The organism is Trinickia sp. (genome assembly GCF_057351765.1).
Window position 1 is genome coordinate 21,233 of record NZ_JBMRBK010000040.1, and the last position, 24,630, is coordinate 45,862.

A 24,630-nucleotide genomic window follows, 5' to 3' on the forward strand; every position below is an offset into this window, starting at 1 on the left:
GCGCGGAATCGACTCGCTCTCAGGTACCGCGCGCCATCGCTTCGATTACACCCCGCATACGCCGCACCGCGGCGTCCGTGTGCCGTGCGTCCAGCGCACCGTAGCCCAGCACCAGCCCGCGGTAGTCCGCGCGTGCCGCCGCATCGAGACAAAACGGCGAAAGCGGTCGCAATGTAAGGCGATGTGCACGTGCCGCCTCGCTGACGGCAATATCGTCGACGGGCATATCGAGCCGCGCCGATAAATGCATGCCTCCCGCGCCCGCCGAAACGGTCAGCAAGCCGCTCATATGACGATGCAATGCATCCAGCAACGCCTCGCGCCGCTCGCCATAGAGCTTGCGCATCCGCCGCAGATGCTGCGTGAAATATCCCGAGTCGATGAATTCCGCAAGCGCGAGCTGCTCCGCAAGGCGGCCCATCGGCATCAAGCGGCTCGCCACTTTGACCAATTGATGCGCGAGCACGGACGGGGCGACGATGAACGCGATCCTGAGCGCCGGAAACATCACTTTGCTGAACGTGCCGAGATACACGACCGGCGCGTCGGGGGCCAAACCCTGCAAGGACGCGAGCGGCGTACCCTGGTGACGAAACTCGCTGTCGTAATCGTCCTCGAGGATCCATGCGCCGCACGCGCTGGCCGCCTGCAACAGCATCAGCCGACGCTCGAGGCTCATGACCGAACCGAGCGGATACTGATGTGACGGCGTAATGTAGATGAGCTTCGGCGGCGCCTCGCGCCACAACGCGGGCGGCGGCGCGAGGCCGTCCGCATCGACCGGCACCGGCACGACCCGCAGATCCGCGCACTGGAATGCCGCCTGCGCGCCGCCGTAGCCGGGGTCTTCCATCCACGCGGTATCGCCCGCGTCGGCAAGCGTGCGTGCGCAAAGATCGAGGCTGCTTTGCGTTCCATCGGTAATGACCACGTGCGCCGCGTCGCAACGCACGCCGCGCGAGACCCGTACATAGTTGGCAATGGCTTCGCGCAGCGCAACGTTACCGCCGGCCGACATGAAATCGAGGCGCGTCGAATCGACGCTGCGCCACGCACGCTCCAGACAACGCCGCCATTGCCGTATCGGAAATGCATCGAGCGCCGGCAGCCCGGGGACGAACGCACGAGGCTCCCCATCGACCTCCGAATAATCGTCCGACGGCCGGCCGATATTCGACGCCCGGCGCGATAACCGCGGCTTGCCCTCCTCATGCTCGATTGCATCCGCTTGCGGTGTCAGCCCGACATCCGCCACCACCGTACCCTGCCTCGATCCCGCGACGAAGCCCTCCGCTGCCAGTTGCTCATAGGCATAAAGGACGGAATTTCTCGCGACGCCGAGCTCCTCGGCCAGCACGCGCGATGCGGGAAGCCGCGTTCCAGACGCGATCGTCCCGCGCAAAATCGCAGCTCGCAAGCACGCATAAAGCCGCTGCTGTCGGGACTGACGGGCGTCCGCACTCCCTTGCACTTCGCGTGCGTATTCGGCGAACATCAACACGTAGTCCATCGCGGCTCCATCGGTGGCATCGGTGGCATCGGTGGCATCGAATCGTGGCCCCAAAATATCGTCGTTTCGTGGGTCTACCCATGGTGCCACGTTTTTTCTACGCTTGGCGTTTTACGAACCACAACGAGGCAACGATGTCCGCGGAAGAAACGAATTCGCCAAGCTCTACCCGTACGCGCGTGAGGCGCGTACCGCAACGGGGCCGATACGATCGCGCCACGCTCGAGGCGATCGTCGACGATGCCTACGTCTGCCATATCGCCTTCGCCGATTCGGAGGGCGTGCACAACATCCCCACCGCATGCTGGCGGGAGGGCAACCATCTATACGTGCATGGTTCGAACGGCAGCCGCATGCTCAAACTCGCGGCCGACGGAGCACAGGTGTGCATCACCGTCATGCATCTGGACGGGCTCGTCCTCGCGCGCTCGGCGTTCAATCATTCCATGAACTACCGCTGCGCGATCATCTACGGCGTATTCGAGGTCGTGCCCGAATCGCAGAAGGCCGCCACACTCGATGCGTTCATGGAAACGCTCGCTCCCGGGCGGTCGCGACATGCGCGTCCCGGCAACGCGAAGGAACTCGCAGCCACCACGGTGCTGCGTATCGCGCTCGACGAAGCCTCGTGCAAGGTCCGCACGGGCGGCCCGAATGACGACGAGGAAGATTTGGAGTTGCCCGTATGGGCTGGCGTACTGCCCTTGGCGCTCGCACCGCGGGCGCCAATCGCCGCGGCCTCACCGGGCGAGACGCCCCGTTACGTGCTCGACTGGCACGAAGCGGCGAAAGCATGAATACTGCCCTCGGAAGCGCGCAAAGACCAGGAGAAACCATGAGCCCGACATGCGATGCCTCGCCGATCCTCAATGAGTTCGATCAGCCGATCGGTCCTTCGCTGCCCGACTGGACGCCGCGCGAGTGGCCGCCGCGCACGCCGATCGATGGGCGCCTGTGCCGGATCGAGCCGCTCGACGTCGACCGACATGGCCCCGCGCTGTGGCGTTCGTTCAGCATGGCGCCCGATACGCGCGATTGGACCTACATGGCGAACGCCGAGCCACTCACCGACGAAGCGCGTTTGCGCGCATACCTCGAGCGGAACGCGGCCAGCACGGACGCGCTGCATCATGCCATCGTCGATCGTGTGTCGAACGAGGCGCTCGGCACCTTCGCACTGATGCGTATCGACTGCGCGAACGGTGTCATCGAGGTCGGCCACGTGGCGTATTCGCCCCGGCTGAAACAAACGACCCTGGCCACCGAGGCGATGTATCTGCTGATGCGACGTGTCTTCGACGAGCTCGGCTACCGCCGCTTCGAATGGAAGTGCGACAGTCTGAATGCACCGTCGCGCGCTGCCGCGCTGCGCTATGGCTTCCAGTATGAAGGCTGCTTTCGCCAGGCGATCGTCTATAAGGGCCGTTCGCGCGATACGGCCTGGTTTTCGATCATCGATCGCGAATGGCCTGCCATCAAGGCAGGTTTCGAGCACTGGCTGGCACCGGAGAACTTCGATGCCGAGGGACGCCAGCGCCTGTCGCTTCGCGCATTGATCGAATCGCAGCGCGGCGGCGCGTGAACTGCGGGCGTCGCCGCGCTGGGCATCGATCACTGATGCTGCTGTTTTTGCTGCAGATATTGCCGCACGTCGCTCAATGAAACGCGCCCGGTATGCGCGGTGTCGATTTCATCGAAGTGCCGGGCGATGTATCCCAGCCCGTTTTGCTGCGCCTGGGCCTTGGTGATGGCCGCACCGTTGCTGAGTGCCGAATGCGCGCCGAGGCGCGCTTCGAGCCGCTGTTGAGCTTGTTGCTTGAGCAGCGCACCCGTCGACGGCGCGACGGGTGCGACGCGCTCGCGCGGGAAATACGGGCCGTCCACGCCGCCGCCGGGATGCGCGGGTGTGACCGGAGCGACGGCCTGAGGTGTCGCCTGGGCACTGGCTGCCGCCAGGCAAACAGCGATCAGGACAGCGCCACGTCGGATATCGATTGGAGACATGTTGAGCTCTCGATAGATAAGTGTCCGAATTGACCGCGATCGCGGGCTAGAGTGCCGAAGTCTGCGCGGTCTCGGTCGGCGTGCCGGCCGGCGCCTCGTCGCGCCACGGCGGAGGCAGCATCCAGAGGCCAAGCGCGCCTGGAATCCACTGCCCCCGATAGAAATCAGCCAGTTGGACCTTCATCTGCGGACGCGCCGTGTCGTCAAGGTAAATCATATGCCCCCCGGGGTAGAACGTGACCTGCAGATTGGGGAACAGGCCAGCTACCGTCTGCAAACGAGCCAACTGCTTCTCGGTGTTGAAGAAGGGCGTCGCGAGATCATGGTAGCCGTTCAGCGAGAGCACTTTCAGTTGCGGATTAAGCGTCAGCGCAGCCAGCAGATCCGGCACCGTGTCCGGCAACGGCTGGCCGTCATGCGAGAAGTCCCACACCTGGATGATCTCGTCGTTGAGCGGCATGAACGTGGCGTTCGGCGCGCTATAGCCAAGGTAGTCCGGCATTTGCGTTGCCAGTGCGTTCGCGAATGGCTGCGCGATGAGAATGTCGGACGGGTCGGAATCGGCTTGCAGGCGCGGATCGGAGTTCGGCAGCGACACGCGTCCGTCGTAACGACCGATCGTCGTCCCGGGCAACAATGCCGTGAAGAACGGGTTCACGTTGAAGTAACCGTTCAACGCCTGCATCGTCATGCCCGAGCTCCAGGTCCACGACGACAGTACGTTCTGATTCGGCAGTACGGGCTTGCCCAGCGCGTCGGGAATGCCCAGTTGGCTGAGCACCCAGGTCTGCGCGTATTTGCGGAACTGCCGATATTCGCCGGTCACGAACGTCGCGACTTGCCAGGCATAGACGCCGGGATCGACCGGCGCGGGCTGGACCTGGTTATAGTAGGCCGCGACTTCCGCATAGGCCGGCAGATAGCCGCTCAACGTATCGGTGTCCAGCGCAAGCGCGCTCGTCGAATTCGTGATCGCCACCGCTTCGATGGCATCGGCGAAGTAATTCAGAATCGACGACTGCAGGACAATGCCAGACAAATGCACGCCGGCCGATTCCAACGCAAGCGCGAGCATATCGGTGCGCGGCGTGCCGTACGACTCGCCGAAGAGATAAAGGGGCGAATCACCGCGGTTGTTCGCCGCCAGATAACGCCTGATGAAATCACGCATGACGCCGACATCGGAATCGCAACCCCAGAACGTTTGATTCATGTACGGCAAGATGGCCTCTGAGAGGCCCGTACCGGGGGGATCGATGAAGACCATATCGGTCGTATCGATGAGGCTTTGCTCGTTGTTGACGAGCGGATAGTTGGGCCAGTTCGTCAGCAGCGGGTCCGGGGTGGCGACACGCGTCGGCGCGAACGATCCAAGCCGCAGCCAGATCGACGAAGAGCCCGGCCCGCCGTTATAGAAGAACGTCACAGGGCGCGGCGTGCCGTTCGTGCTCGGCACGGTATACGCCACGTATGACATCGTCGCTTCGGGCTTGCCATTCGCGTCGGATGCGGTCAAATGGCCCGTGGTCGTCGTGTAATTGAGCGTCTTCCCGCCGGACGTCCATTGGTAATGCATGACAGCGGATTTCTCAGCGACTTGCGACGCATCGAGGCCGTCTTTCGCATGCGGTGAATAGGCAATTGGATCGGTATAGGGCTGATTCGCCGTCTGCACCTGATTGGCGAGCTGGCTTGCGCCCGCGCTCGCGTGCATTGCACTCGATGCCGCGGATGACCCGCCATCTCCGCCGCCACAGGCTGAGAGAATCGTCGTTGCCATCACCAATGCGCCGAGCCAGATGAAGTGTCCCTGGCGGCCCGCGCTACTGGCGCTACAGCTGAGGTCCGGTCTCATGTCTGTCCTTCATGGTTGAACGGGCCGACGGCGAACAACAGACAAGCCGATTTCCAGCCCGTCATTTTCAATAAAAAATACGAGCACTTACCGACTAAATCAGCATTTCTATGCGAATCAGAGGTTGTTATTACTTCACTACCATTTTTGGGAGTGTCCGACTTTCCATTCAACGATAGTGAAACTAGATTTAAGGTTTGACTTTGTCAAGACGGTCGATCGTAAACAATGCTCAATTCAAGGCGCTTCTCTATTCTTTCAATTTGTCAGATTCAAAAGGAGCGCATATCGAGGCATATCGAGGCGGGGGCTTGCGATTCGATGACACCTGGCAAGGAGGAATTCCGCGGAACGCTATTTTTGTGTTTTTGATGGCCGAACGAGCGGCACTTGTGAAGAGGCCAGGTTGCACGCGCTTGGAGGCGCGGCACCTGGCCATGGACGAGGTCAGGTCAACGCATGTTCCGCGATTACTGCGGCGGCTGCATTGTCGACGGCTGAGCTGATTCCGGGGCGGGCTCCATCGAGCGTCCGGATTGCGACGTGCCGCTCGTCGCACCGCCGATGCCGGTCTGCGCGGCGCCTTGCGCGCGCGCTTCAGCGGCCTGGATATCGTTTGGGTACTGCGCGTTTTCGCCGGCAGCCGGGCTATAGCCCGCCGCCTCGAGTTGACGCAGGTCGTTTTGAACTTGCTCTCGAGTCACCGGACCGTTGGTTTGCTGCGCGAGCGCGAATGCAGGCAGCGCGAGCGCGGACGAGATAACGACAGTACGGAATAAACCGTTCATGATCGACATACCTCCGTAGTTTCGGCCACGGGCCAAGTGGCATTCGAAAAGTGGCGCTATCCAGGATAGTCGACGAAACTTAAGAAACGACGAGCAGTTCATTACCGCTTTATCACCGATTATTTCGGGGGCGAATCAACTTGGGTCTGTCGGAATCGGGCCCTACCGCAATGTTGGCTCAGGCGCGCGACTTGCTGTCTTTTTCACGCTGGACGACCGAACGGAGCACACCATGAATCAGACGAGAAACGATACCCAGCAGGCCGATTTCAAGCACCCGAAACCCGCGCACCATAACGACGACGCGCGCAGCAAGATGCCCGAACGCGGCGATCAGGCACGCAAGCAGTCACCCGCCGACAAGCCAGGCAAGAAGCCGGGCGAAGGCGAAACGCCGGTGGGCTGACGCGCATGACTTGGCAAGCGGCATGCGGCCCGCAGCAAGCACGGCGTCCCCATGTCGCTGCCCGATTGGTAAAGGAAGCCCAACGCCGCACGCGCGCCTCGAGCGACGCAGCCATCAATCGGCCTTGATCTCGCGGTCGTCCGCAAATGCTTGCAACGCGTCGCCGGTCAACCGATAGCGGACCCATTCGCTCTGCGGTTTCGCGCCAACGGATTCATAGAACCGAATGGCGGGTTCGTTCCAATCGAGCACGCTCCATTCGAAACGTCCGCATCCCGTAGCGACGGCAATTCTGGCGAGATCGTGCAGCAAGTGCTTGCCGGCGCCCGCGCCGCGAAAGCGCGGTGTGACGTAAAGGTCCTCCAGGTACAGGCCTTTACGCCCCTGCCATGTCGAAAAGGAAAAGAAGTAAAGGGCAAAACCAGCAGGCTGCCCATCCACTTCGCAGATGCGCGCACGAATGTGCGCGCCGTCGCCGAAAAGACCGCTCCTGATCGAATCGACCGTCGCAACGACCTGATCGGCAGCCTTCTCGTAAGTTGCCAATTCCTTGATGAAGTCGAGGATGACGGACGCATCGGCGGGTATCGCGTCCCGTATCGCAATTTCCATTCGCTTATTGACTCCTGTGTTGGGTTGCGAATTCTTCGCTAGAGCATGTTACCTTTGGTTTCGTTGTGCAGGAACTGCCGTTCCGGAGAACCCCAAATGCGCCAAGCCCTCGAACATCTGCATGTCGGAACGCGCGGCCGAGGACTCGTCGAGATTACGACGGAGGTTAGCGAGTTCGTCGATCGCCAGCCGATCGACAACGGCTTGCTCACCGTTTTTTGCCGCCATACTTCGGCCTCGCTGCTCATACAGGAAAATGCCGATCCTTCGGTGCGCCGCGATCTCGAGCGCTACTTCGAGACCGTCGCACCCGAGGACCCGAACCGGTACGAGCATGACACCGAAGGCCCGGATGACATGCCTGCACATCTGCGCGCCGCGCTGACACAAGTCCAGTTGACCATCCCACTCGAAAATGGCCGGCTCGCACTGGGCAGCTGGCAAGGCATCTACGTGTTCGAACACCGGCGGCAACCGCATACGCGCGATATCGTGCTCCACCTCATCGGGCAATAGTGGCAGCGTTGGTTCCTGCCTCGACGGATCACTGTGTCTCGGAATGCTGACACTTTGCTCCCTCGACAAACGCGAGCGGGGGCCCACGGCGGCCCTTCGACAGCCGGCATCAACATTGCATTCACCGCCCCCTTCGATTGCCGGAATACGGATGTTCAATCGTTTGTCGTTGCACTTTCAAAAGGAGTCGATTCCATGCCCATTGATATGACCTTTCGCGCGGGCGAAGCTACCGTTTTCGCGGCGCCGGGCCAGGCCACCGATGCGATGCCCGAGATTTTGATCGGCCGCGTCGACGGCCCGGTCGGGCACGCCTTCGCCAATATGATGGCCCAGACGAAAGGCCATACGGCGATGTTCGCCATTCGAGCCTGCAACCAAATGGTGCGTCCGGCCACGATCATGGTCCCGAAGGTGACATTGAAGGATATGGCCACCATCGAGCTTTTCGGCGGCGTCGTGCAATCGGCCACCGCGGATGCCGTCGTCGATTGCCTGATCGAAGGCATCCTGCCCAAAGATCAGGCCAACGAGCTATGCATCATCAGCCTCGTCTGGATCGATCCGCGGTGCGTGACGGATCCGGATTTCGACAAGAAGGATATGTATCGCACCAACTACGAAGCAACCAAGCTCGCCATCCAACGCGCCATGTCGAACGAGCCGAGCGTCGAGACGCTGATCGCCAATCGTCATGCGATCAAGCACGATATGGATGACTGGAGCTGAAAACGGTAAGCGGCGGCAAGCGGCGCGGTAAACGCTGAACGACGAACGACGAACGACGAACGACGAACGGCAGGCATCGCTCGAATGGAGCGGTGCCCGCCGATCGTTTTTTTCTCTTGCGGTTTTCGGACCCGCCTCAGGCAAGCGCGGCTTCGGCTTCCCGGTTCGCAGGCACGCTGACCGGCTGCCCGGTGCCGCTGCGAATCAGGTAATCGAATGCACCCAACGACGCCTTGGCCCCTTCGCCGACGGCAATCACGATCTGCTTGAACGGGGTCGTCGTAACGTCACCGGCCGCGAACACACCCGGCAGCGACGTCGCGCCTTTCGCATCGACGATGATTTCGCCGTGCGAGGAGAGCTCGATGGTGCCCTTCAACCATTCGGTGTTCGGAACGAGTCCGATCTGCACGAACACGCCTTCGAGTTCGATGCGCTTCGCCTCGGTCGAACGCAAGTCGTTATAGCTGAGCGCCGTCACTTTCTTGCCGTCGCCTTCGATCTGCGTCGTCTGTGCCCGCGTCACGACCGTCACGTTCGAAAGGCTGCGCAGCTTGCGTTGCAGCACTTCGTCCGCGCGCAGCGTTTCGCCGTATTCAAGCAACGTGACTTCCCGAACGATGCCGGCGAGATCGATCGCCGCTTCGACACCCGAATTGCCGCCGCCGATGACGGCCACGCGCTTGCCTTTGAAGAGCGGACCGTCGCAGTGCGGACAGTACGCCACACCGCGATTGCGATACTCGCGCTCGCCTGGCACACCGATTTCGCGCCAGCGCGCGCCAGTGGCCAGCACCACAGTCCTCGCCTTCAGCACCGCACCGTTGGCCAGATGAATTTCGTTGATTTCCCCGGGCACGAGCGCCTGCGCCCGCTGCGCGTCCATGATGTCGACTTCGTAGCGCTTCACGTGTTCTTCCAGCGCGGCGGCGAACTTGGGACCTTCCGTTTCCTGCACCGAAACGAAATTCTCGATGGCGAGCGTATCGAGTACCTGACCACCGAAACGCTCGGCCGCGACACCCGTCGCGATACCTTTGCGCGCGGCATAAATTGCGGCCGCGGCGCCCGCGGGGCCGCCACCGACGATGAGCATATCGAAAACAGGTTTGTTCTCGAGCGCCTTGGCGGCCTTCGCGCCGGCGTTGCCGTCGAGCTTGGCGAGAATCTCCTTGACGCCGCTGCGGCCTTGCCCGAATACCGCGCCGTTGAGGAACATCGTGGGCACGGCCATGATCTGGCGCGACTCGACTTCGTGTTGAAACAGCGCACCATCGATCGCGATATGACGGATGCGCGGATTGACGAGCGCCATGACGTTCAGCGCTTGCACCACCTCCGGACAGTTCTGGCAGCTCAGCGAGAAATACGTTTCGAACGTGTAATCGCCGTCGAGCTCGCGGATCTGGTCGATCACCGCTTGCTCGAGCTTGATGGGGTGCCCGCCCACCTGAAGCAGCGCGAGCACGAGCGACGTGAATTCGTGCCCCATTGGAATGCCGGCAAACCGGATGCTCGCGGCTTTGCCGGGCTCGCCGATCGAAAACGACGGTTTGCGTTCGTCGTCGTCACGCCGTTCGATGACGGCGACGCGTTCGGTCAGCGTGGCGATCTCGCGCAACAGCGCGAGCAGCTCTTGCGATTTGGCCGAGTCGTCGACCGATGCGACGATCTCGATAGGCCGCGTGACTTTGTCCAAATATGATTTCAGTTGGGTCTTGAGATTCGCGTCAAGCATGGCTGATCCGGTATGTCGAATGGGGCGGAAAGAGGCAGGCTGCACGCGGCGCCATCGAGCAGACGGCGCCGCATCCAGCCGGGCGGGAAAGGCTTAGATCTTGCCGACGAGGTCGAGCGACGGCGTCAGCGTTTCGGCGCCGGGCGTCCACTTCGCGGGGCAGACTTCGCCCGGGTGAGCCGCAATGTATTGCGCAGCTTGCACCTTGCGCAGCAGTTCGCCTGCATCGCGGCCGATGCCGTTGTCATGGATTTCGCACAGCTTGATTTGGCCTTCGGGGTTGATGACGAAGGTGCCGCGCAATGCCAGACCTTCTTCCTCGATCAGGACATCGAAGTTTTGCGCAATCGCACGCGTCGGGTCCGCGATCATCGGATATTTGATCTTGCCGATCGTGTCCGACGTGTCGTGCCACGCCTTGTGGGTGAAATGGGTGTCGGTCGACACGCTGTAGATTTCGACGCCAAGCTTCTGGAATTCGGCATAACGATCAGCCAGATCGCCGAGCTCCGTCGGGCAGACAAACGTGAAATCGGCCGGGTAGAAGAAAACGACGGACCACTTGCCCTTGAACGTCTCGTCCGTGACCGTCACGAAGTCGCCATTGTGATAAGCGGTGGCCTTGAACGGCTTGACTTGGCTGTTGATGATCGACATTTCGCGTACATCCTCTGGTTGGGTTGGAAAGTGAGTGCAGTATGGCCCGAAGCTATCGATCCGTGAATTTGATTGTCAGTATCAATCGGATTGAGGGAAGCTATCGGTCCCATTGCGCCAACCAGACTGCGGCCCGCGGGACGGGCCGCAGCGTTTTTACTCGGCCTCCGCGGCCGCGTTCGCCTCCCCGAGTTCGCGCGCAAATGCGGTCGCCGCACGAGCGGCGATCTCGTTCCTGATAGCGGGATTCGCGAAGTCTGCGTCGCTGTAGCTTGACCCATCCCCACGCACAAGTCCGAATCCTTCCGCGACGATCTGTGCGACGAGCGGGTCGTCGCGTGCCATGTCCCAGTCGCTCGGCGCATCGCTCGGCTTCATCAGCGCGACCTCGTCGAACCCTGCATGTAACTCACCCTTATACCGGGCCGCTTCGACGATCTTGGCTGCATCAACGCCCGGCTGGCCGGTTGCCGCCCAGTCGCGGAAATAGTCGTCATAGCTCTGGCTGGCGGCCACGAGTGCGTCTTTGTCGAACGCAGGGCTGCCGGGGTTGGGGCGGTAGACGAAATGCAGATGCCAATTGCCGGTGTTGCCGTCAGGAGTTACATCAGGCTGTGCGTGCACGGGTACGAGGCGCTCATCATTTGTTTGCCCCATGACGACTAGCGCGCCGGCACGGTCATAAATCCGGTTCCGTTGAATCGTGTAGAGGCGGTCCTCCGCAGTCTCGCCGCGCCCCTTCGGATCGATTTCCCACACTGCCCCGAGCATTGCCTTGTCGTCGCCCGTCGTTTGGTTATGCTTGGCGACCGCCGCCATAGCCGATGCATTGACAAAGCCCAGCATCACATGCAGCATCCCATGGCCGCGAAATTCGTCTTGGACGGCAAGATACTCGGCAAAACTGACCATGCCGTTTTTGCCGGCATCGAGCGTGCCGCCTTGCGCGAATGCGAGTGGCCGGCGCTTGTCTTCGGATTCCCCCGGCAGCTTGCCCGTATAGCAGAGCGTGAAACGCTTGCCGTCCAGTTCCGTGCCGGCCGCCTTTCGATTTGCCATTGCCGCCTGGATCGTCTTGACAGGAACTGCCTCGGCGGCCGGGAAGTTTTCCATGTAAATCTGTTCGAAGACTTTGCTGTCTGCCGGGCTCAATTGGCCGTTCTCGTCGACAATTGCGATTTCCGCCCTCAAACCCAGATTTTTTATCGCGCTCAGCATTTGTTCGCGCTGGTGGGTGTCGATCGCCGCGTCGAGCGGATCGATGTCGCCGAGCAAAGTCTTTAGATTGGGACCCATTGCACGTGCGACAGCAGCTTTTTCAGCGGCCTGCGTCAGCGCGCTTCTCACACGCTGACCGCCCGGCAATCGTCCGATCCAGGCCGCATCTGACGCAGCCGTCAAAGGACGATGCGCCGCCATTGTCAGCCGGTCGGATGCAGTTCTCCATGCTGCCGATCGTCGTGCCGCCGTCGCGGCGTCCGCAGCTGCCCCAGTAACTGCGGAGGCTATCGGTCGAGCTTTCGACGCGATCTCGCCAAGCCTTCCTCGTACCGATCGAACCGAAGCCTTCGACGAATCGGATTTCTCGTCCGGTTGCGGGCCGGATACGACAGGCTGCTCTTGACCACCCCTTACGCGGCTAACTTCGCTCATCTGCGACCTCCCATGGAGCGGACCGTTATCCGCGTTCGAGTGGCCGAATTGTGCAGCGAAAGCGCACACGTGTTTTTTCTGCCCTTCGGTCTTCCCTACGGCCGTTCGGTTTCCATTACAAAACGAAAGCTCGGCCTTCAGAGGTTCCGGACAACCGCCAATACGAACAACATGTTGACCACGCCGTGCATGGCGATCGGCAGCGCAAGCCCTTTAGTTTTCCTCACTAACCATCCGGCGATCAGCGCGAGGACGAATCGTTGCCCGAAGTGCGACATATCGTTGTGAAGCGCCGCAAAAAGCGCGGCCTGCATGACGTTGGCCCACCCGAAGCTGATATGGCGAGACAATCCTCCGAGCAAGCAACCCCGAAAAATCAGTTCCTCGACAATGGGCACGGCCACCGCAAAGATCAGCAACGGCAGGGCCAGACCGCCTATCGAATGCGCGCCCGTAACGCATGCCAATTGCCAGGCGACACCGGGGCCTCCGGTCGGCATCGCGTGACGGCTGGCGACAAAATTCAATAGGCACCACCCGAGATAGAGCGCGGGCGGGACGAACCAGGCTTTTTTCCATTCGCCGCTGCCGAGCCATTCGCGCCGCGAGAAACGCACTGCCACCCATGCGAGACCCAGCGCCATGACGGCGAGCGACCAGATGTACGAGATCGCCACGCCCTGTTGCCAGCCCTCGCGCAGCACCGTGCCGTGAGCCGGCGATAGCGATGCGGTACCCACGCGAAATCCGCCGAACACATACAGGGCGAAATACATCGACGACAAAGCCCACCACGCATGCCGCAAACCGATGCGCCCGAAAAGCGGCTCGCTGACCTTTTTTGCCCGTGCGCGCAAGAGGCCGCGATAGTGAGCGGGAAACAACAGCAAACCTGGTGCGGCAACCAACAGGACCGTGTACAAGATCAACGCGCCGGCGAACGGCAAGAGATCGGCACGCATCAGCATCTTCGGGGAGAGATCGAGCAAGCGCGCGTAGGCGGGAACGAGCGGCATCGCTTGGTGCGTCCGGTCGTATTCGTCGCGTAAAAGATCGGCCGCCGCGAGCGAATTGCCCGCATTGAACGCAACATCGAGTCGAATCTGGCGATTTTGCGGTGTCATAAATTTCGATGGCTGCTTTTGCGCGGCGAGCGCCGCCTCGGCGCCCGCCACATCGCCGGCCCGAAACAACGCGCGCGCCGACGTATAGGCATCGATCTTCAATCCGGCATGCCGGGCTCGCATGAGTTCGTCGCGTGCCTGCGCCCCCGGGAACAGTTCAGCCGCCGTATTGATGCGTTGGGCTTCGAGCCAGATTGTCTTCGCGACAGGCGCACTGGCCAGCAACCGCTGCGCCTCGTCACTGCGCCTCGAGCGCACGAGATAGCGCAGCGCCTCGACGAGGCACGGGTTCGACGGATCGAGTTCGACCGCGCGCAGCGCTTGCTCGCCCGCGTGCTTCTCGTCCTTCACTGCCGAATAGGCGCGCGAAAGCGCCGCATGAAGCCGCGTACGCTGCGCCGGAGTCCATTCCGAGGAGTGCGCGAGCAACGGCTCGCCCTTAGCAAGCGCGTCTTTGCCGTAGCGATGCTCGAGCACGAAAAGCGCGGCCTCGGGTTGACCTGGAAAGCGCTCGTCGAGCATATGCTGGCAGGCCGTGAAATCGTTCGCCGCCGCATCGCTCCACTCCAGGTCTTCCGACCACGCGAAGCGTTGAATGAACCCGCATTGCGCCACTGCAAGCGCGACATCATGCGGATGTTGCACGAGCCCGGCGCGATAAGCGTCGAGAACCGACCGATAACTGTCGCGCTGATGCTCGGACACGATACCGGCCGCCCGCTCCGGGGATTGCAATAGATCGGGCGCCGGGGCGATCGTATCCGTCCCGTTCGCCGATGCGCCGAGCGCATAGCAACACGCCAGCGCGGCGATCGTTTTCAGTATCCCCCGGAGCATCGTTTTTCCCCCGCAAGCCGTTCGTCAAATCCGAATTGCAGCGTCGTCGCGCGACGGGCGGCGCATCGTCCCACGTCGTCTGTTAACGGCGACATTCATCCGATCTTTAACGATCGTCAATGCGGCGCGATTTGGCGATTTATGCGGCTCGGGAACACCGCATACAACTGGCGTGGTGAAGGCGATTTAACGGCACCCTTTCTACGAGGATCAGCGTCGCCGGGACAGAGGTGCCTGTCTACCATAAGCTCCGGTCCGGCCATCGCTGTCGCGAACGCGGCGCCCCGCCGCGGCACTCACATTCGTTCCAAAACGGACCGATCCGATCTTCCGACGCGCTTCGAGCGTTGCGCGCTGCAGTTCGCCGCGCAGCGCATGTCGTCGCTCGTCTTCAACTTTCTTCGAAAAAGGTCATACATGATGGAAACAACGCCGATTGGAAAAGCCGCAAAGCGCGCCGGAAAGCGCTTGTCCCGCACATCGACACTGCTCGTTGCAATCGCGTCGCTCGGGCTGTCATCGTTCGTTTGCGATAACGCGTTCGCCCAGGCGAGCGCTGCGACGACTTGCCAGTCCGTCGCGGTACCGGTAGCGCTGGCCGAGGGCGGGCCCAAGGGCTATTCCGTTTCCGGCAAGCTCTGCCTGCCGCCATCGGGCCAAGCCAATTCGGTCATCCTGACCGTGCACGGAGCCACGTACGATCACCACTACTGGGATTGGCCGTATGTTCCCCAAGTCTATTCGTATCGCAATTTCATGACGAACGCGGGCTACGCCGTATTCGTCTATGACCGGATCGGCGACGGGCTCAGTTCGCACCCGGTGAGCACCGATATCTCGGTCAACTCGAACGGTTATGTCGCGCACGAGCTGGTGCAGGCGCTACGACAAGGTCAGATCAACGGCTATACGTTCAAGCATGTCGTTCTCGCCGGTCATTCGCTCGGATCCTATACGTCGTGGGTCGAAGCCGGCCAATATCGCGACGTCGATGCCGTCATCCTGACCGGCATTGGACACAAGATGAGTTCGACGATCGGCACCCTCCTTTCGCAGGACATCTACCCGGCACAGCAGGATCCCGCGTTCCAAAATATGGACCTCGACGCCGGCTATCTGACCACGCGGCCCGGCGCACGAAAGGCGATGTTCTATTACCCGGCGACGACCGATCCGAATGTCGTTCAACTCGACGAAAAGACGAAGCAGACGGCCACGCAAACCGAACTCAATGGGGTATTTGCAACGGGCCAAGGTTCGGCGACGTATTACTCGGCCTTCATCAACGTGCCGATTCTCATCGTCGACGGGCAAGACGACGTGATCTTTTGCGGCAATGGTGCCGCCGATTGTTCGACCTCCGCGTCGCTGCAAAGCGCCGAACGACCGTATTACAGCGCGAGCCCAAGCGTGACGTCGTTCGTCGTTCCCGCTTCGGGACACGACATCAATCTCGAAGTTACGGCGCCGCTCTGGTATAGCGCTTCGCTGGGATGGTTGCTGTCGACGGCAAAGATTACGCCCTGAGTTGGGTGCGATACGTTACGCGTACTGAAAAATTGCTGCCCCTTCGAGGCGGCAGTCGGCTGGCGCCCTCTGGGGCGCCAGCGCGCTTATGCGCCACTGCAACCATGACCCCGATTACGAATCGGTGGGCCGAGGGATTTGTGAGGCAAGGTGAGGTCGCCTTTGCCGCCGCCGAGCGATTCTGTCTTCGAGTGTTTCAGCGTAGCTGCGGTCGGGCTCCGGAGCAGGCGGCAACGACAACGAGACCGGACTAAACGGATGCAGGCGCCGAGGCCGGTCATGAATACCGCGGGCTTGTTGCCGGCTTCCGCTCGCTTGCGACGATGGTGGGACCGAGGCGGGCGTCGTCGCGATCGTCGATTGGCGCGAGCCGGTCGTCGACGCGCGAGTACCTCCACCTCGCCGGATGCTCGGCGTTTGCTCCCTGGCGGACAGCATGCTGCCAACTACCGATACGAGCTCTGAAAAAGCGGGATCGCGTTCCCTTTCGTCCTCCGGGAGCATCGAGAGCCGCCCGAGCTCCGACGCGAGTTCCGCATTCTGCGTACTGCGCGTGCTGCCCGCCTCGGATAGCGCTTCCACGACGCTTGGCAGCGCAGGACGGAATTGGCTGGGCGCCCCCGTCGCGCCCGAGCGCGTACTGCTCGATGAAGGCCTGCTATATCGCGATCGACTACCGCCCGCTTCGGAGACATTGCTGCCCGCTTCAGAGAGACGGCCGGTCAAGGCGGTCGACCGAACCCGGTTTCTCACCGATTCGGTATCGCGCCCGGACACGGACGTGCGGCCGCTCGTATCCGTCGATGCGCCGGGTCGCGTAGAACGGTTGCTCGATTCAGCGTACTCGGACGCCACCGAGCCAAGTTCGCTGTTCGCGGCATGGCGCGACCGAAATGCATCGAATCGGCTGTCCGACGAGCGCATGCGTCGTTGAGACGAAACGTCGGATCGATCGGTCCGGGAGTCATTTGCTTGGGAGTGATAAGGGTTTGAATTGGATGAGCCACCGACTCTTCTCATAGTGTTCCTCTCGTGACAAAAAACCGACGCTGATTCGATGGCAAACGACGGCGATTCGAGGGAATCGACGCTCGAATGTCGGTTCGCTCAGCGGGGTGAATCGGAGATTATTCAGTCGCCCGGTTCGCAATTACGCCACGCACGGAGAGAATCCGGCGACAGCAGCGAACAACTCGTTTCGTTTCGCCGGCATCCCCGCAATTTCGTCGCGAGTCGGAGCTCCGCGAACCCCGCTTACCGAGAATAGCCGACTCGCCGAAGGCTCTGCTTCGATCGACGAGTTCAAACCTTTTTGCAAGAAAAATCATGTATCCGCATCCTCTCCCAGCAAGCACTGAAAACGCGATAAGGCAACAATATGGTTAATAACATCGGCGGTTCATCAGGTTCGCACTCCACTTATTACTCCCAAGCCAACGACGCCTCTTCGAACCGATCCAATTCCGGATCGCAGAGGCGCACACGCTCGTCCAACGGGCAATTCGGCTCGCTCGCGGTACGCCAGAATACGTTGAGCGAGTTCGGTTCGGTCGCCTCTGGCGGACCGCTGGACTATTCGGACTATGCCGGCAATCCCTATTACGACCAGAACGAATACTCGCAATGGGCCGGCAGCGTGCGTACGCCCAGCACTTCGAGTGCGGGATCGTTCGCTTCGGCCGATAACCGATCGTTCGACAACCGATCTACCGCGAGCTCCATAAGCTCCATAGCGTCGTCGCACCTGCCGCCATCTACTGCGAGCTCCATAGCGTCGTCGCACCTGCCGCTATCTTCGCACTCGGGATCGTCGAGCCAAAAATCGCGACGCTCGCGCTCCGATGTCAGCGTGGCACTGTCTGAAGCCGGCAGCCGACATTCGTCGCAGGGGCATCTGCCGACGCGCTTTAGCGATCGCGGCTCGATAGCCAGCAGCTTGAACGACTCCGAACGCGCTGCCATTGCCACCGCGATGGACGGAGGACGCTTCCGCGGGTTCCCTCTCGCACCTACCGGGAGCGGCACGAGTACGCTGCATTCGATCTCCGACAAGCTGTCGGAAGCCGGAAGCAGCGTCAGTTCCCTGCATACGATTTCTGACAATCCATCGAAGTCCGGAAGCAGCGTCAGTTCCCTGCACACGATTTCGGACAATCCATCGAAGTCCGGAAGCAGCGTCAGTTCCCTGCACACGATTTCGGACAAGCCGTCGAGGTCCGGAAGCAGCGTCAGTTCCCTGCACTCGATTTCGGACAATCTGTCCGAGGCCGGAAGCCGCAGCAGTAGCGTTGAGCGCGCGGAACTCGTGGAGCGCCTGAACCGAGCGCGCGACATTGACTGGTCTTCTGTCCCGGCGAACAGCGCCTCCATGACGTGGCAACCCGATGTCGAGTTGAGCGTATCCGATATCACGCCGTCAACGGCCGTAACGGAGGCGCCTCCGCCCTCGCGCCGCCCGCCTCCGCTCCCTTCGCGACTTCGCACTGTCAGATTCGCCGATAGCAGCACGGCCTCCGTCGCACCCTCGTACCAGCCATCCGTTGCGCCCTCTCGGCGCGGCCCGTCGATCTATGGCCAACAACCCCCGCTGAAACGGTTCTTCAATTCGCTGAACCCGAGGCGATGAGCTGATCGACAGGACGTGAGCGTCGAGCCCAGTTCCTCGGCTTGACACTCGCGCCACCCGGCTTGTCCACAACACCCGCATGCCTATCGCATGGCGGGTCGGATACCTGCATCCGGCGTTCACGCAATGAATTGCCAGGACCGGGTAACGAATCATCAACAAAGCTTTGATGAGGTCACTAAATGTATTGCAAAAAGGTATCGGGCGTTTCGGTCCCGATCAGTTTGTCGAGGCGAAGCGAAAGCAAACGGACGGCCGAGCAGACCCGCCGAGACGATCCACAGTATTTGGAAGCGCTCAATTGGATCAACTCGAGAAGGCGCGGAAACGAGCGCCGCCAGACGGCAGCCGACAGATTGGCCGACGCGAAACCCGGCCAGGATGTCAAGCTCGATCATCTCGCGCTCACGTCCCTGCCCGAATCGCTCATGACGCGAGCAAGCACCGCAAAAAGCATTTCTTTGTCCGGCAACAGTCTGCCGGCCATTCCGCCAGTCGTATTGAGCTTCAGCGAAGTGCAAAGGCTGGACGTGTCGGGCAACGAACTGTCCTTCCTATCGACTCAGATCTCGCAAATGCAGAATCTGCGCTCGTTGGATGCATCGCATAACGCGATCGCCGAGGTCCCCGCGACCATCGGCGCGCTGACGAAGCTCGAATCGTTGAACCTGGGAGACAACGCGCTCCGTGCCGTGACGTCCACGATCGGCAAACTTAGCAAGCTCAAGCAATTGAAACTCAGCGGAAACATGTTGACCGACCTCCCGCTTCAGATCGCTCAGTGCGCATCGCTGCGCGAACTCGACATTTCCCGCAATCACTTCGAGGTGGTGCCGGACACAGTCGGATCGCTCCTCAAATTGCGCACGCTGAAGGCCGATCGGAACCGGCTGACAGATCTGGAGCCGAGCGCGGATCATCCGGACAGCGTAGAGGATCGCGCCATTCCGGAATCGATCGGAAACCTGCCGCATCTGCAGGAATTCGGCGTAGAGGGCAATCCCCTGAGCACATTGCCGAACACTTTCGGTCCTTTCGAATATGCGTCGAGACGCCGCTTCCAGATCACGCGACAAGGAACGAATACGCTCGTTTCGAAAGTTCTTTCGAACAGTCTGAAAATCCGTATAGCGAACACGCCGCTGCCGGAGACGCTGGTAACGGATGGGCGCTTGACAGACGCACCGGGCGCGCCGCCCCCGCCTGTGCCGGTCTACGAGCCGCTCTACCACAAAGAGTCGCCCGCGTTCGTGCAAGCCGACCCGCCTCCCGTCGACGAGCTCGCGCAACGCCCGATCGCGCAGATGGCGCACGTAATGCCCGAACTGTTTGCGGCACAGACGACATCGGGTCCGACGGGCGGCGCCGCGTTCGACCAGTTTGTGCGGCAAACGGCAGGCCACGATATGGCCCACCACGCCCAGCAACAACCACAACCACAGCCGCAGCCACAACCACAACCACAGGCACAGACGCAGCAACCGCCAACGCAGCAAAACGAGGCACCAGCATATAAGGTCTACAGCGAGTCCTCTTCAGAGAGCGACGCGCCATCATTCGCATTCGTGCGCAAACGAACAGCGCCGCCAGTGCAAATGCCCAATGACGCATCCAGTGCGAGTGCCGCAGTAAACGTTCAAACGCCTCCGCCGGCGACTCCTCAGCCGTTCATACCGATGCAAATGGGCTCAGCGTGGCGGCCCAGCGGGTCTTCTTCGGCTACACCGCCGGGAACGGTCGTGCCCCCGTCCACGCAAATCCCTCAACCCCAACCGCAACCGCAACCGGCGCCGGCGCCGGCACAGACCCAGACGTTCCCAACTATGCCGATGAGTACGGGCCTTCCGGCGAGCGGATTTCAGCACACGCCACAGGACCCGCAAGCCGCAGCCTATGCCCAGGCGCTGCAAATCGCGGCCTCGCTGATGCAGCGCCCGGCGACGACGCCGCACGTGCACTCCGCGCCGTTCAACGTGGCGGGCTCCAACGATTCGTGGTTCGATTTTTCGGACCCGGCAATCAATCAGGCGCATCAGCACGAACTGGATATGCTCGGGTTCGAGCAGGTTCAGCACAACACGCTCGACGGGCTCGCCAAGCACTATCGCGAGCGTCTTTACCTGCAAGGCGACCATCTAAAGCAGCGTTTGGAACAGGCGAAATTGCGGGGTTCCATGGGCATTCCCGGGGAAACCGTCGGCATCAACGTATGGCGCGTCGGCATCATGTTGTTCAGGCAACATGTCATTTGCAACTTGGCGGAAACAGTTGCCAACATCAATAAGCAAAAAAAGCTGAACGATCCGAGCCAATCCCATCTGGCCGATGATCCGCTACAGATCGCGCTCGTCTATCAGACCATCGTCTCGCGCGAGCTGCAAATTCTCGGGCTCGAGCCTCTGCGCAAGAACATGGATGAAAACCCGCATTTCAGAAGCATGTTCGCTCACATCGTTTCGCCGGAACGTACCGGGTCCGTCATGCTCGACATCATTCGGGAAGTGCATCGGGCGGAAGACGAAAACGGACGCCGCAAGCTCTCGGCGTTCATTAAGGAACAACCGTTCTGGAAGGAATATCTGGCGAGCCAGCAGTCCGCCTCAACGGCGGCCTGGCGCGGTTCCTACGGATTCTAAGTACGGCGAAAACGACTCGTAGGCCATCGAATGCGACGGCTTGCCACTTGCGGCGATTTCTCATGAAAAAATTAGGACTACTTAATTGTGGCGGCGCACATGCGGTCAATTGCACACCGCCAACGTCTCGAAAAAACGATCGCGGCGCAGCCGCGATCGGAAGGCAGCAGAACGAAGCCGGTTCGCCGCGACGCCTCAACCGGGGCGGGCCGCTCGAAGGACTCAGCGAGCGCCAACGTACCGCGTTCAAGGAAGGCCTCGATGGTTGGGCTGCCAACTACGGGTACCCCACCGAAAGGCGCACCGAGGCGGTGAATCGTCTCGTCGCAGCGGCGCAACAACGCGCCGCCAAGATCGACGTATCGGGTCTTGGCTTGAGGCGATTGCCGACGCAGATTGGCTTGCTCAACAAAACGAAGGCGCTCGACGCGCAGAACAACGACTTGCGGCGGTTGACGAAAGAAGTCGGCGAGATGCATTCGCTTCACAGCCTCGAGCTGCAAGACAATAAGTTGCCATCCCTTCCGCCGGAGATCGGCCAACTGACCAAGCTCACCTATTTGAACCTCGATCGAAACAAGTTGGAGCGGTTGCCGGACACGATCGAAGGGCTCATCAATCTGCGCACGCTTTCCGCGCAAGGCAACCTCCTTTCCGAGGTCCCGGCGTCGATGAAAAATCTGCCGAACCTGAGAGAGCTCAACCTCAAGAACAATCAGATATGGCAACTGCCGAATGGCTGGAGCGAGCTCTTTCACGGGCTCCGGAGCCTCAATCTGTCTTATAACAAGCTCACGGGACTCCCCATCACGTTTGCCAATCCAGCCTACTCGATGACGCTGCATCTCGAGCACAACCGCGACCTCTCGACATTGCCGACGAAATTCGGGGGATTCGAATACGCCAGCGTATTTGAAGATCACACGCTCAGAAATAAAACAGGGAAGATCGTCGTCCACACGCAAAACACCAAGATCCGCCCAGCGCTCGTCCAAAGCGGACGCCTGAAGCCCGGGCGCGGGATCCTGGCCAGCGATCGTCCTGTCCGCGCGAGCGAGCGACCGCCAGCCGTCGGCCAGTATGCGCCGGACCTCGGATCGGTCTATTCCGCGGACGAGTACATACGCGAACACGGTCAACCGGGACAGGTGATCGGACTCGAACGTGTCGGCCAACCGGAACTGCCAGGGGCCGACGCGCTGGGACCGCAACCGGCATGGACCAAGCCCGTCGATGGTTGGCTCGACGAGCGCGCGCACGAGTATGCCGATCGCTACGGCGCCCCGCTGCCCCCGCCACCGGCACCCGCTCAAGCGCCCTATGCGGCCACCTGGGGTGCGTGGCCTCATCTCGGTCTATCGGGGTTCGCCCTTCCGGCCGCGCCGCCTCCGCAATTCAACTTCGATACCCCTGCGGCCGTGCCGCCGAACCTCGATGTCCACGCGCTCGCGAATCTGCTGATGCAGTTCTCTCGGCCGCCGCAACCCAACACGGCGCCGAATGCCGCAGCGGTCCTTTCGTCGCTTCATGCACCGGGGCCGTCGATGGCGGTACCGTCGATGCCATCGACAGCGGCGCAGCCGCAGATGCCCGCGAACGCCACGTCCACGTCGTGGGCCCACTTGGAACAGCCGTTGCGCAGCCCACCGCCTTGGGCCGAGGCCGTTCGCCCCCGGCTCGAGGCCGACGAGCAGACGCGCGAAACCTCGGGGCCGCCGGCCTGGGCGGCATCGACTTCCACTAGCGAAACCGCCCCTCCAGCGGCGGGCATGCCGCCCTGGGTTGCATCGACACCGCCGGTGCAAGAGGAGACCGAGTCCGATCCGGATGCGACACCCTACGGCAGCGCGCCGTGGGCATACGGTGGAATCGGCGCGGACCCGGAGACACGGGATTACAGCAGCTACGCCTGGTCCAGTCCGCCGCACACCGATTCCGAAGCCGCGCCGACAAGCGGCATCGATCTGTTCGAGCAGATGATGTCCATATTCAGAATCGATTGAGCGCAGCGTCACACAGTCCCTCTCTCTTCAACACGAAAGGCCACTTATCATGCGAAGCAGCATCAGCAACACTTCCAGCTTTCACTCGGCTTATACCGCGCCCGAGCACGACGATAGGCAATCGTCGACGTCAGGCTCGCAGCGCAATCTCCCGAGCAACGCATCGTTAGGTCGCCTCGCTTCGCGTCTGTCGACAGCGGGCGGATCCTTTGTGTCCGCGGTAGGCGGCGAACGAACCCCTGCCGCTGGTTCAGAGGTAGGCAGCAGCGTCGCCAGCCAGACGCATTCGGTGTCCGCAAGCGAATATGGCAGCGTCGCGGAGAGCGTCTACGAATCGGCTACCTCACGTTCGTTGACGCCGTCGCTGTCAGCGAGCGGCTCGACCCATAGCAGCGGCAGCGGTTGGATCGACATGAATTTCAGCGTGGGCGGGCGAGGTTCCAACGCAAGTCGTCTCTCGGCTGCCTCGAGCGAACATCAGAGCAGCAGCAGCGGATGGATCGATATCGATCCCCACGCCACAGGTCGTCGCTCCGTCGCCGGCAGCGAGCCGCGCTCGGAGATCGCTGAGGTCTTGTCGCAAGCGGGCACGCCCAGCGAGCGCAGCTTTCACTTGTCGGAGCGCGGCAGTGTCGTCGAAGCGCTCGGCAACGGCCGTCTGGGCTATTCGTCGGCGTCGTCGCGTCGGCTCACCTCGTACGAGGGATCGAGCGACGCAAGCAGTACTCAAGGAAGTGTGGCCGGGAGCCGCGTGTTCAGTCATGTCGACAGCCTGACGCTGCTGCGCAACCGGCGTCGCGACTCGAGCAGCGCCGCCGGAAGCATCGTACCCAGCTATGTCAGCAGCCTGACGCCTTCGGATCTCTCCGCCGTGCGCGCCGCGCGGCGCGGCGGCAGACTCGCGCCGCCGAGTTCGTTGCCTTCCGCTTCGTCCTCGCTGAACAGCGAATACAGCGCGTATCTGCGCGAGGGCGACGATATGGTCGCGCCGCTTCCGCCATCTCAATTTCGCCCCGCGCCGAGTGTGGCGCCAAGCGATCCATACTCTGTCGCCTCGGCGATGTCGTCGCGACGAATCGACCGCACGCCGAGCCTGTCGCGCCGATTTAGCGACAGCGGCCGATTTAGCGACAGCGGCCGATCGAGCCGCTTCGGCGGGGCCGACGTCGAATCGCTGTCCTCTGCCGGCTCCCGGCGGCATGGCGAAGGATCGCGCCCGCTCTGGCAGCTCCTTAAGGAAGATCGCTGAGGGCACCGAACGAGGCCGCATCTGCGCGGCCCCCGGCGCGGTTTCGCTCGTAGCACCGCTTTTTCGCCGGCCCCGTCTTCTCGCCGAGCGCCGGCCGGTAGTCTCGGAGACCTGGGTCGGGGAAACCCGCCGAAATCGCGCTTGCGCAATTGCGAAAGCG

19 protein-coding genes and 1 pseudogene are annotated in these 24,630 nt (G+C 61.6%); 10 read left to right on the forward strand and 10 right to left on the reverse strand.

Annotation, left to right across the window (positions count from 1 at the left end; translation table 11 throughout):
- Positions 1 to 19 precede the first annotated feature (19 nt).
- Complete coding sequence (gene pdxR, locus ACO1XS_RS10490; protein WP_486390698.1) at positions 20 to 1,510, reverse strand: MocR-like pyridoxine biosynthesis transcription factor PdxR; 1,491 nt, start codon at positions 1,508 to 1,510, stop codon at positions 20 to 22.
- Positions 1,511 to 1,590: 80 nt separating this feature from the next.
- Between pdxR and ACO1XS_RS10495 the strand changes: the two genes are divergently transcribed.
- Both ACO1XS_RS10495 and ACO1XS_RS10500 read left to right on the forward strand, forming a co-directional pair.
- On the forward strand, positions 1,591 to 2,307 hold the full coding sequence (locus tag ACO1XS_RS10495; RefSeq protein ID WP_414720271.1) for a pyridoxamine 5'-phosphate oxidase family protein: 717 nt from the start codon (positions 1,591 to 1,593) through the stop codon (positions 2,305 to 2,307).
- 38 nt (positions 2,308 to 2,345) lie between these two features.
- Complete coding sequence (locus ACO1XS_RS10500; protein ID WP_486390629.1) at positions 2,346 to 3,092, forward strand: GNAT family N-acetyltransferase; 747 nt, start codon at positions 2,346 to 2,348, stop codon at positions 3,090 to 3,092.
- A 29-nt stretch (positions 3,093 to 3,121) separates the two neighbouring features.
- On the opposite strand, the gene ACO1XS_RS10505 is transcribed toward ACO1XS_RS10500, so the two are convergent.
- From ACO1XS_RS10505 to ACO1XS_RS10515, 3 genes and pseudogenes are all read right to left on the reverse strand, one after another.
- The gene (locus tag ACO1XS_RS10505) at positions 3,122 to 3,514 is read right to left on the reverse strand and encodes a 2-oxoglutarate dehydrogenase (RefSeq protein ID WP_331570695.1); all 393 of its coding nucleotides are present in this window, start codon (positions 3,512 to 3,514) and stop codon (positions 3,122 to 3,124) included.
- A 1,102-nt stretch (positions 3,515 to 4,616) separates the two neighbouring features.
- A pseudogene (locus tag ACO1XS_RS10510) lies at positions 4,617 to 5,369 on the reverse strand (S10 family serine carboxypeptidase-like protein); the annotation flags it as partial.
- A gap of 470 nt (positions 5,370 to 5,839) precedes the next feature.
- A complete protein-coding gene (locus tag ACO1XS_RS10515; RefSeq protein WP_331570699.1) occupies positions 5,840 to 6,157 on the reverse strand; it encodes a DUF4148 domain-containing protein in 318 nt (105 codons plus the stop codon).
- 232 nt (positions 6,158 to 6,389) lie between these two features.
- Here ACO1XS_RS10515 and ACO1XS_RS10520 point away from each other — a divergent pair, with 232 nt between their 5' ends.
- Positions 6,390 to 6,563, forward strand: a complete 174-nt coding sequence (locus tag ACO1XS_RS10520) for a hypothetical protein (protein WP_331570701.1) — start codon at positions 6,390 to 6,392, stop codon at positions 6,561 to 6,563.
- Positions 6,564 to 6,677: 114 nt separating this feature from the next.
- On the opposite strand, the gene ACO1XS_RS10525 is transcribed toward ACO1XS_RS10520, so the two are convergent.
- Complete coding sequence (locus tag ACO1XS_RS10525) at positions 6,678 to 7,175, reverse strand: GNAT family N-acetyltransferase (RefSeq protein WP_440564037.1); 498 nt, start codon at positions 7,173 to 7,175, stop codon at positions 6,678 to 6,680.
- Positions 7,176 to 7,271: 96 nt separating this feature from the next.
- Between ACO1XS_RS10525 and ACO1XS_RS10530 the strand changes: the two genes are divergently transcribed.
- Both ACO1XS_RS10530 and fae read left to right on the forward strand, forming a co-directional pair.
- Complete coding sequence (locus ACO1XS_RS10530) at positions 7,272 to 7,691, forward strand: secondary thiamine-phosphate synthase enzyme YjbQ (protein WP_331570705.1); 420 nt, start codon at positions 7,272 to 7,274, stop codon at positions 7,689 to 7,691.
- A gap of 195 nt (positions 7,692 to 7,886) precedes the next feature.
- Positions 7,887 to 8,420, forward strand: coding sequence for a formaldehyde-activating enzyme (gene fae, locus ACO1XS_RS10535; RefSeq protein ID WP_331570707.1), 534 nt, complete (start codon positions 7,887 to 7,889; stop codon positions 8,418 to 8,420).
- Positions 8,421 to 8,556: 136 nt separating this feature from the next.
- On the opposite strand, the gene ahpF is transcribed toward fae, so the two are convergent.
- The 4 genes from ahpF to ACO1XS_RS10555 form a co-directional block, all read right to left on the reverse strand.
- Entirely contained in the window at positions 8,557 to 10,158 is a 1,602-nt protein-coding gene (gene ahpF, locus ACO1XS_RS10540; RefSeq protein WP_486390630.1) for an alkyl hydroperoxide reductase subunit F, read from the reverse strand.
- Positions 10,159 to 10,251: 93 nt separating this feature from the next.
- The gene (gene ahpC / locus ACO1XS_RS10545; RefSeq protein WP_331570717.1) at positions 10,252 to 10,815 is read right to left on the reverse strand and encodes an alkyl hydroperoxide reductase subunit C; all 564 of its coding nucleotides are present in this window, start codon (positions 10,813 to 10,815) and stop codon (positions 10,252 to 10,254) included.
- Between the two features lie 156 nt (positions 10,816 to 10,971).
- A complete protein-coding gene (locus ACO1XS_RS10550) occupies positions 10,972 to 12,111 on the reverse strand; it encodes a hypothetical protein (RefSeq protein ID WP_486390631.1) in 1,140 nt (379 codons plus the stop codon).
- A 494-nt stretch (positions 12,112 to 12,605) separates the two neighbouring features.
- A complete protein-coding gene (locus tag ACO1XS_RS10555; RefSeq protein WP_486390632.1) occupies positions 12,606 to 14,429 on the reverse strand; it encodes a CPBP family intramembrane glutamic endopeptidase in 1,824 nt (607 codons plus the stop codon).
- Positions 14,430 to 14,897: 468 nt separating this feature from the next.
- On the opposite strand from ACO1XS_RS10555, the gene ACO1XS_RS10560 reads away from it, so the two are divergent.
- Positions 14,898 to 15,956, forward strand: coding sequence for an alpha/beta hydrolase (locus tag ACO1XS_RS10560; RefSeq protein WP_486390633.1), 1,059 nt, complete (start codon positions 14,898 to 14,900; stop codon positions 15,954 to 15,956).
- A gap of 436 nt (positions 15,957 to 16,392) precedes the next feature.
- On the forward strand, positions 16,393 to 16,890 hold the full coding sequence (locus tag ACO1XS_RS10565) for a hypothetical protein (protein WP_486390634.1): 498 nt from the start codon (positions 16,393 to 16,395) through the stop codon (positions 16,888 to 16,890).
- A gap of 665 nt (positions 16,891 to 17,555) precedes the next feature.
- On the opposite strand, the gene ACO1XS_RS10570 is transcribed toward ACO1XS_RS10565, so the two are convergent.
- On the reverse strand, positions 17,556 to 17,678 hold the full coding sequence (locus ACO1XS_RS10570) for a hypothetical protein (protein WP_486390635.1): 123 nt from the start codon (positions 17,676 to 17,678) through the stop codon (positions 17,556 to 17,558).
- Between the two features lie 1,191 nt (positions 17,679 to 18,869).
- On the opposite strand from ACO1XS_RS10570, the gene ACO1XS_RS10575 reads away from it, so the two are divergent.
- From ACO1XS_RS10575 to ACO1XS_RS10585, 3 genes are all read left to right on the forward strand, one after another.
- The gene (locus tag ACO1XS_RS10575; RefSeq protein ID WP_486390636.1) at positions 18,870 to 21,218 is read left to right on the forward strand and encodes a leucine-rich repeat domain-containing protein; all 2,349 of its coding nucleotides are present in this window, start codon (positions 18,870 to 18,872) and stop codon (positions 21,216 to 21,218) included.
- Between the two features lie 62 nt (positions 21,219 to 21,280).
- Positions 21,281 to 23,221 (forward strand): leucine-rich repeat domain-containing protein, encoded by a 1,941-nt coding sequence (locus tag ACO1XS_RS10580; protein WP_486390637.1) that lies wholly within the window; start codon positions 21,281 to 21,283, stop codon positions 23,219 to 23,221.
- A gap of 289 nt (positions 23,222 to 23,510) precedes the next feature.
- On the forward strand, positions 23,511 to 24,470 hold the full coding sequence (locus ACO1XS_RS10585; protein ID WP_486390638.1) for a hypothetical protein: 960 nt from the start codon (positions 23,511 to 23,513) through the stop codon (positions 24,468 to 24,470).
- Positions 24,471 to 24,630: the final 160 nt, after the last annotated feature.

Coding starts and splice junctions, on each gene's coding strand:
- pdxR (WP_486390698.1), bottom strand. CDS start 1,510: ATGGACTACGTGTTGATGTTCGCCGAATACGCACGCGAAGTGCAAGGG.
- ACO1XS_RS10495 (WP_414720271.1), top strand. CDS start 1,591: ATGGTGCCACGTTTTTTCTACGCTTGGCGTTTTACGAACCACAACGAG.
- ACO1XS_RS10500 (WP_486390629.1), top strand. CDS start 2,346: ATGAGCCCGACATGCGATGCCTCGCCGATCCTCAATGAGTTCGATCAG.
- ACO1XS_RS10505 (WP_331570695.1), bottom strand. CDS start 3,514: ATGTCTCCAATCGATATCCGACGTGGCGCTGTCCTGATCGCTGTTTGC.
- ACO1XS_RS10515 (WP_331570699.1), bottom strand. CDS start 6,157: ATGAACGGTTTATTCCGTACTGTCGTTATCTCGTCCGCGCTCGCGCTG.
- ACO1XS_RS10520 (WP_331570701.1), top strand. CDS start 6,390: ATGAATCAGACGAGAAACGATACCCAGCAGGCCGATTTCAAGCACCCG.
- ACO1XS_RS10525 (WP_440564037.1), bottom strand. CDS start 7,175: ATGGAAATTGCGATACGGGACGCGATACCCGCCGATGCGTCCGTCATC.
- ACO1XS_RS10530 (WP_331570705.1), top strand. CDS start 7,272: ATGCGCCAAGCCCTCGAACATCTGCATGTCGGAACGCGCGGCCGAGGA.
- fae (WP_331570707.1), top strand. CDS start 7,887: ATGCCCATTGATATGACCTTTCGCGCGGGCGAAGCTACCGTTTTCGCG.
- ahpF (WP_486390630.1), bottom strand. CDS start 10,158: ATGCTTGACGCGAATCTCAAGACCCAACTGAAATCATATTTGGACAAA.
- ahpC (WP_331570717.1), bottom strand. CDS start 10,815: ATGTCGATCATCAACAGCCAAGTCAAGCCGTTCAAGGCCACCGCTTAT.
- ACO1XS_RS10550 (WP_486390631.1), bottom strand. CDS start 12,111: ATGGGTCCCAATCTAAAGACTTTGCTCGGCGACATCGATCCGCTCGAC.
- ACO1XS_RS10555 (WP_486390632.1), bottom strand. CDS start 14,429: ATGCTCCGGGGGATACTGAAAACGATCGCCGCGCTGGCGTGTTGCTAT.
- ACO1XS_RS10565 (WP_486390634.1), top strand. CDS start 16,393: ATGCTGCCAACTACCGATACGAGCTCTGAAAAAGCGGGATCGCGTTCC.
- ACO1XS_RS10570 (WP_486390635.1), bottom strand. CDS start 17,678: ATGGAGCTCGCGGTAGATCGGTTGTCGAACGATCGGTTATCGGCCGAA.
- ACO1XS_RS10580 (WP_486390637.1), top strand. CDS start 21,281: ATGAAAAAATTAGGACTACTTAATTGTGGCGGCGCACATGCGGTCAAT.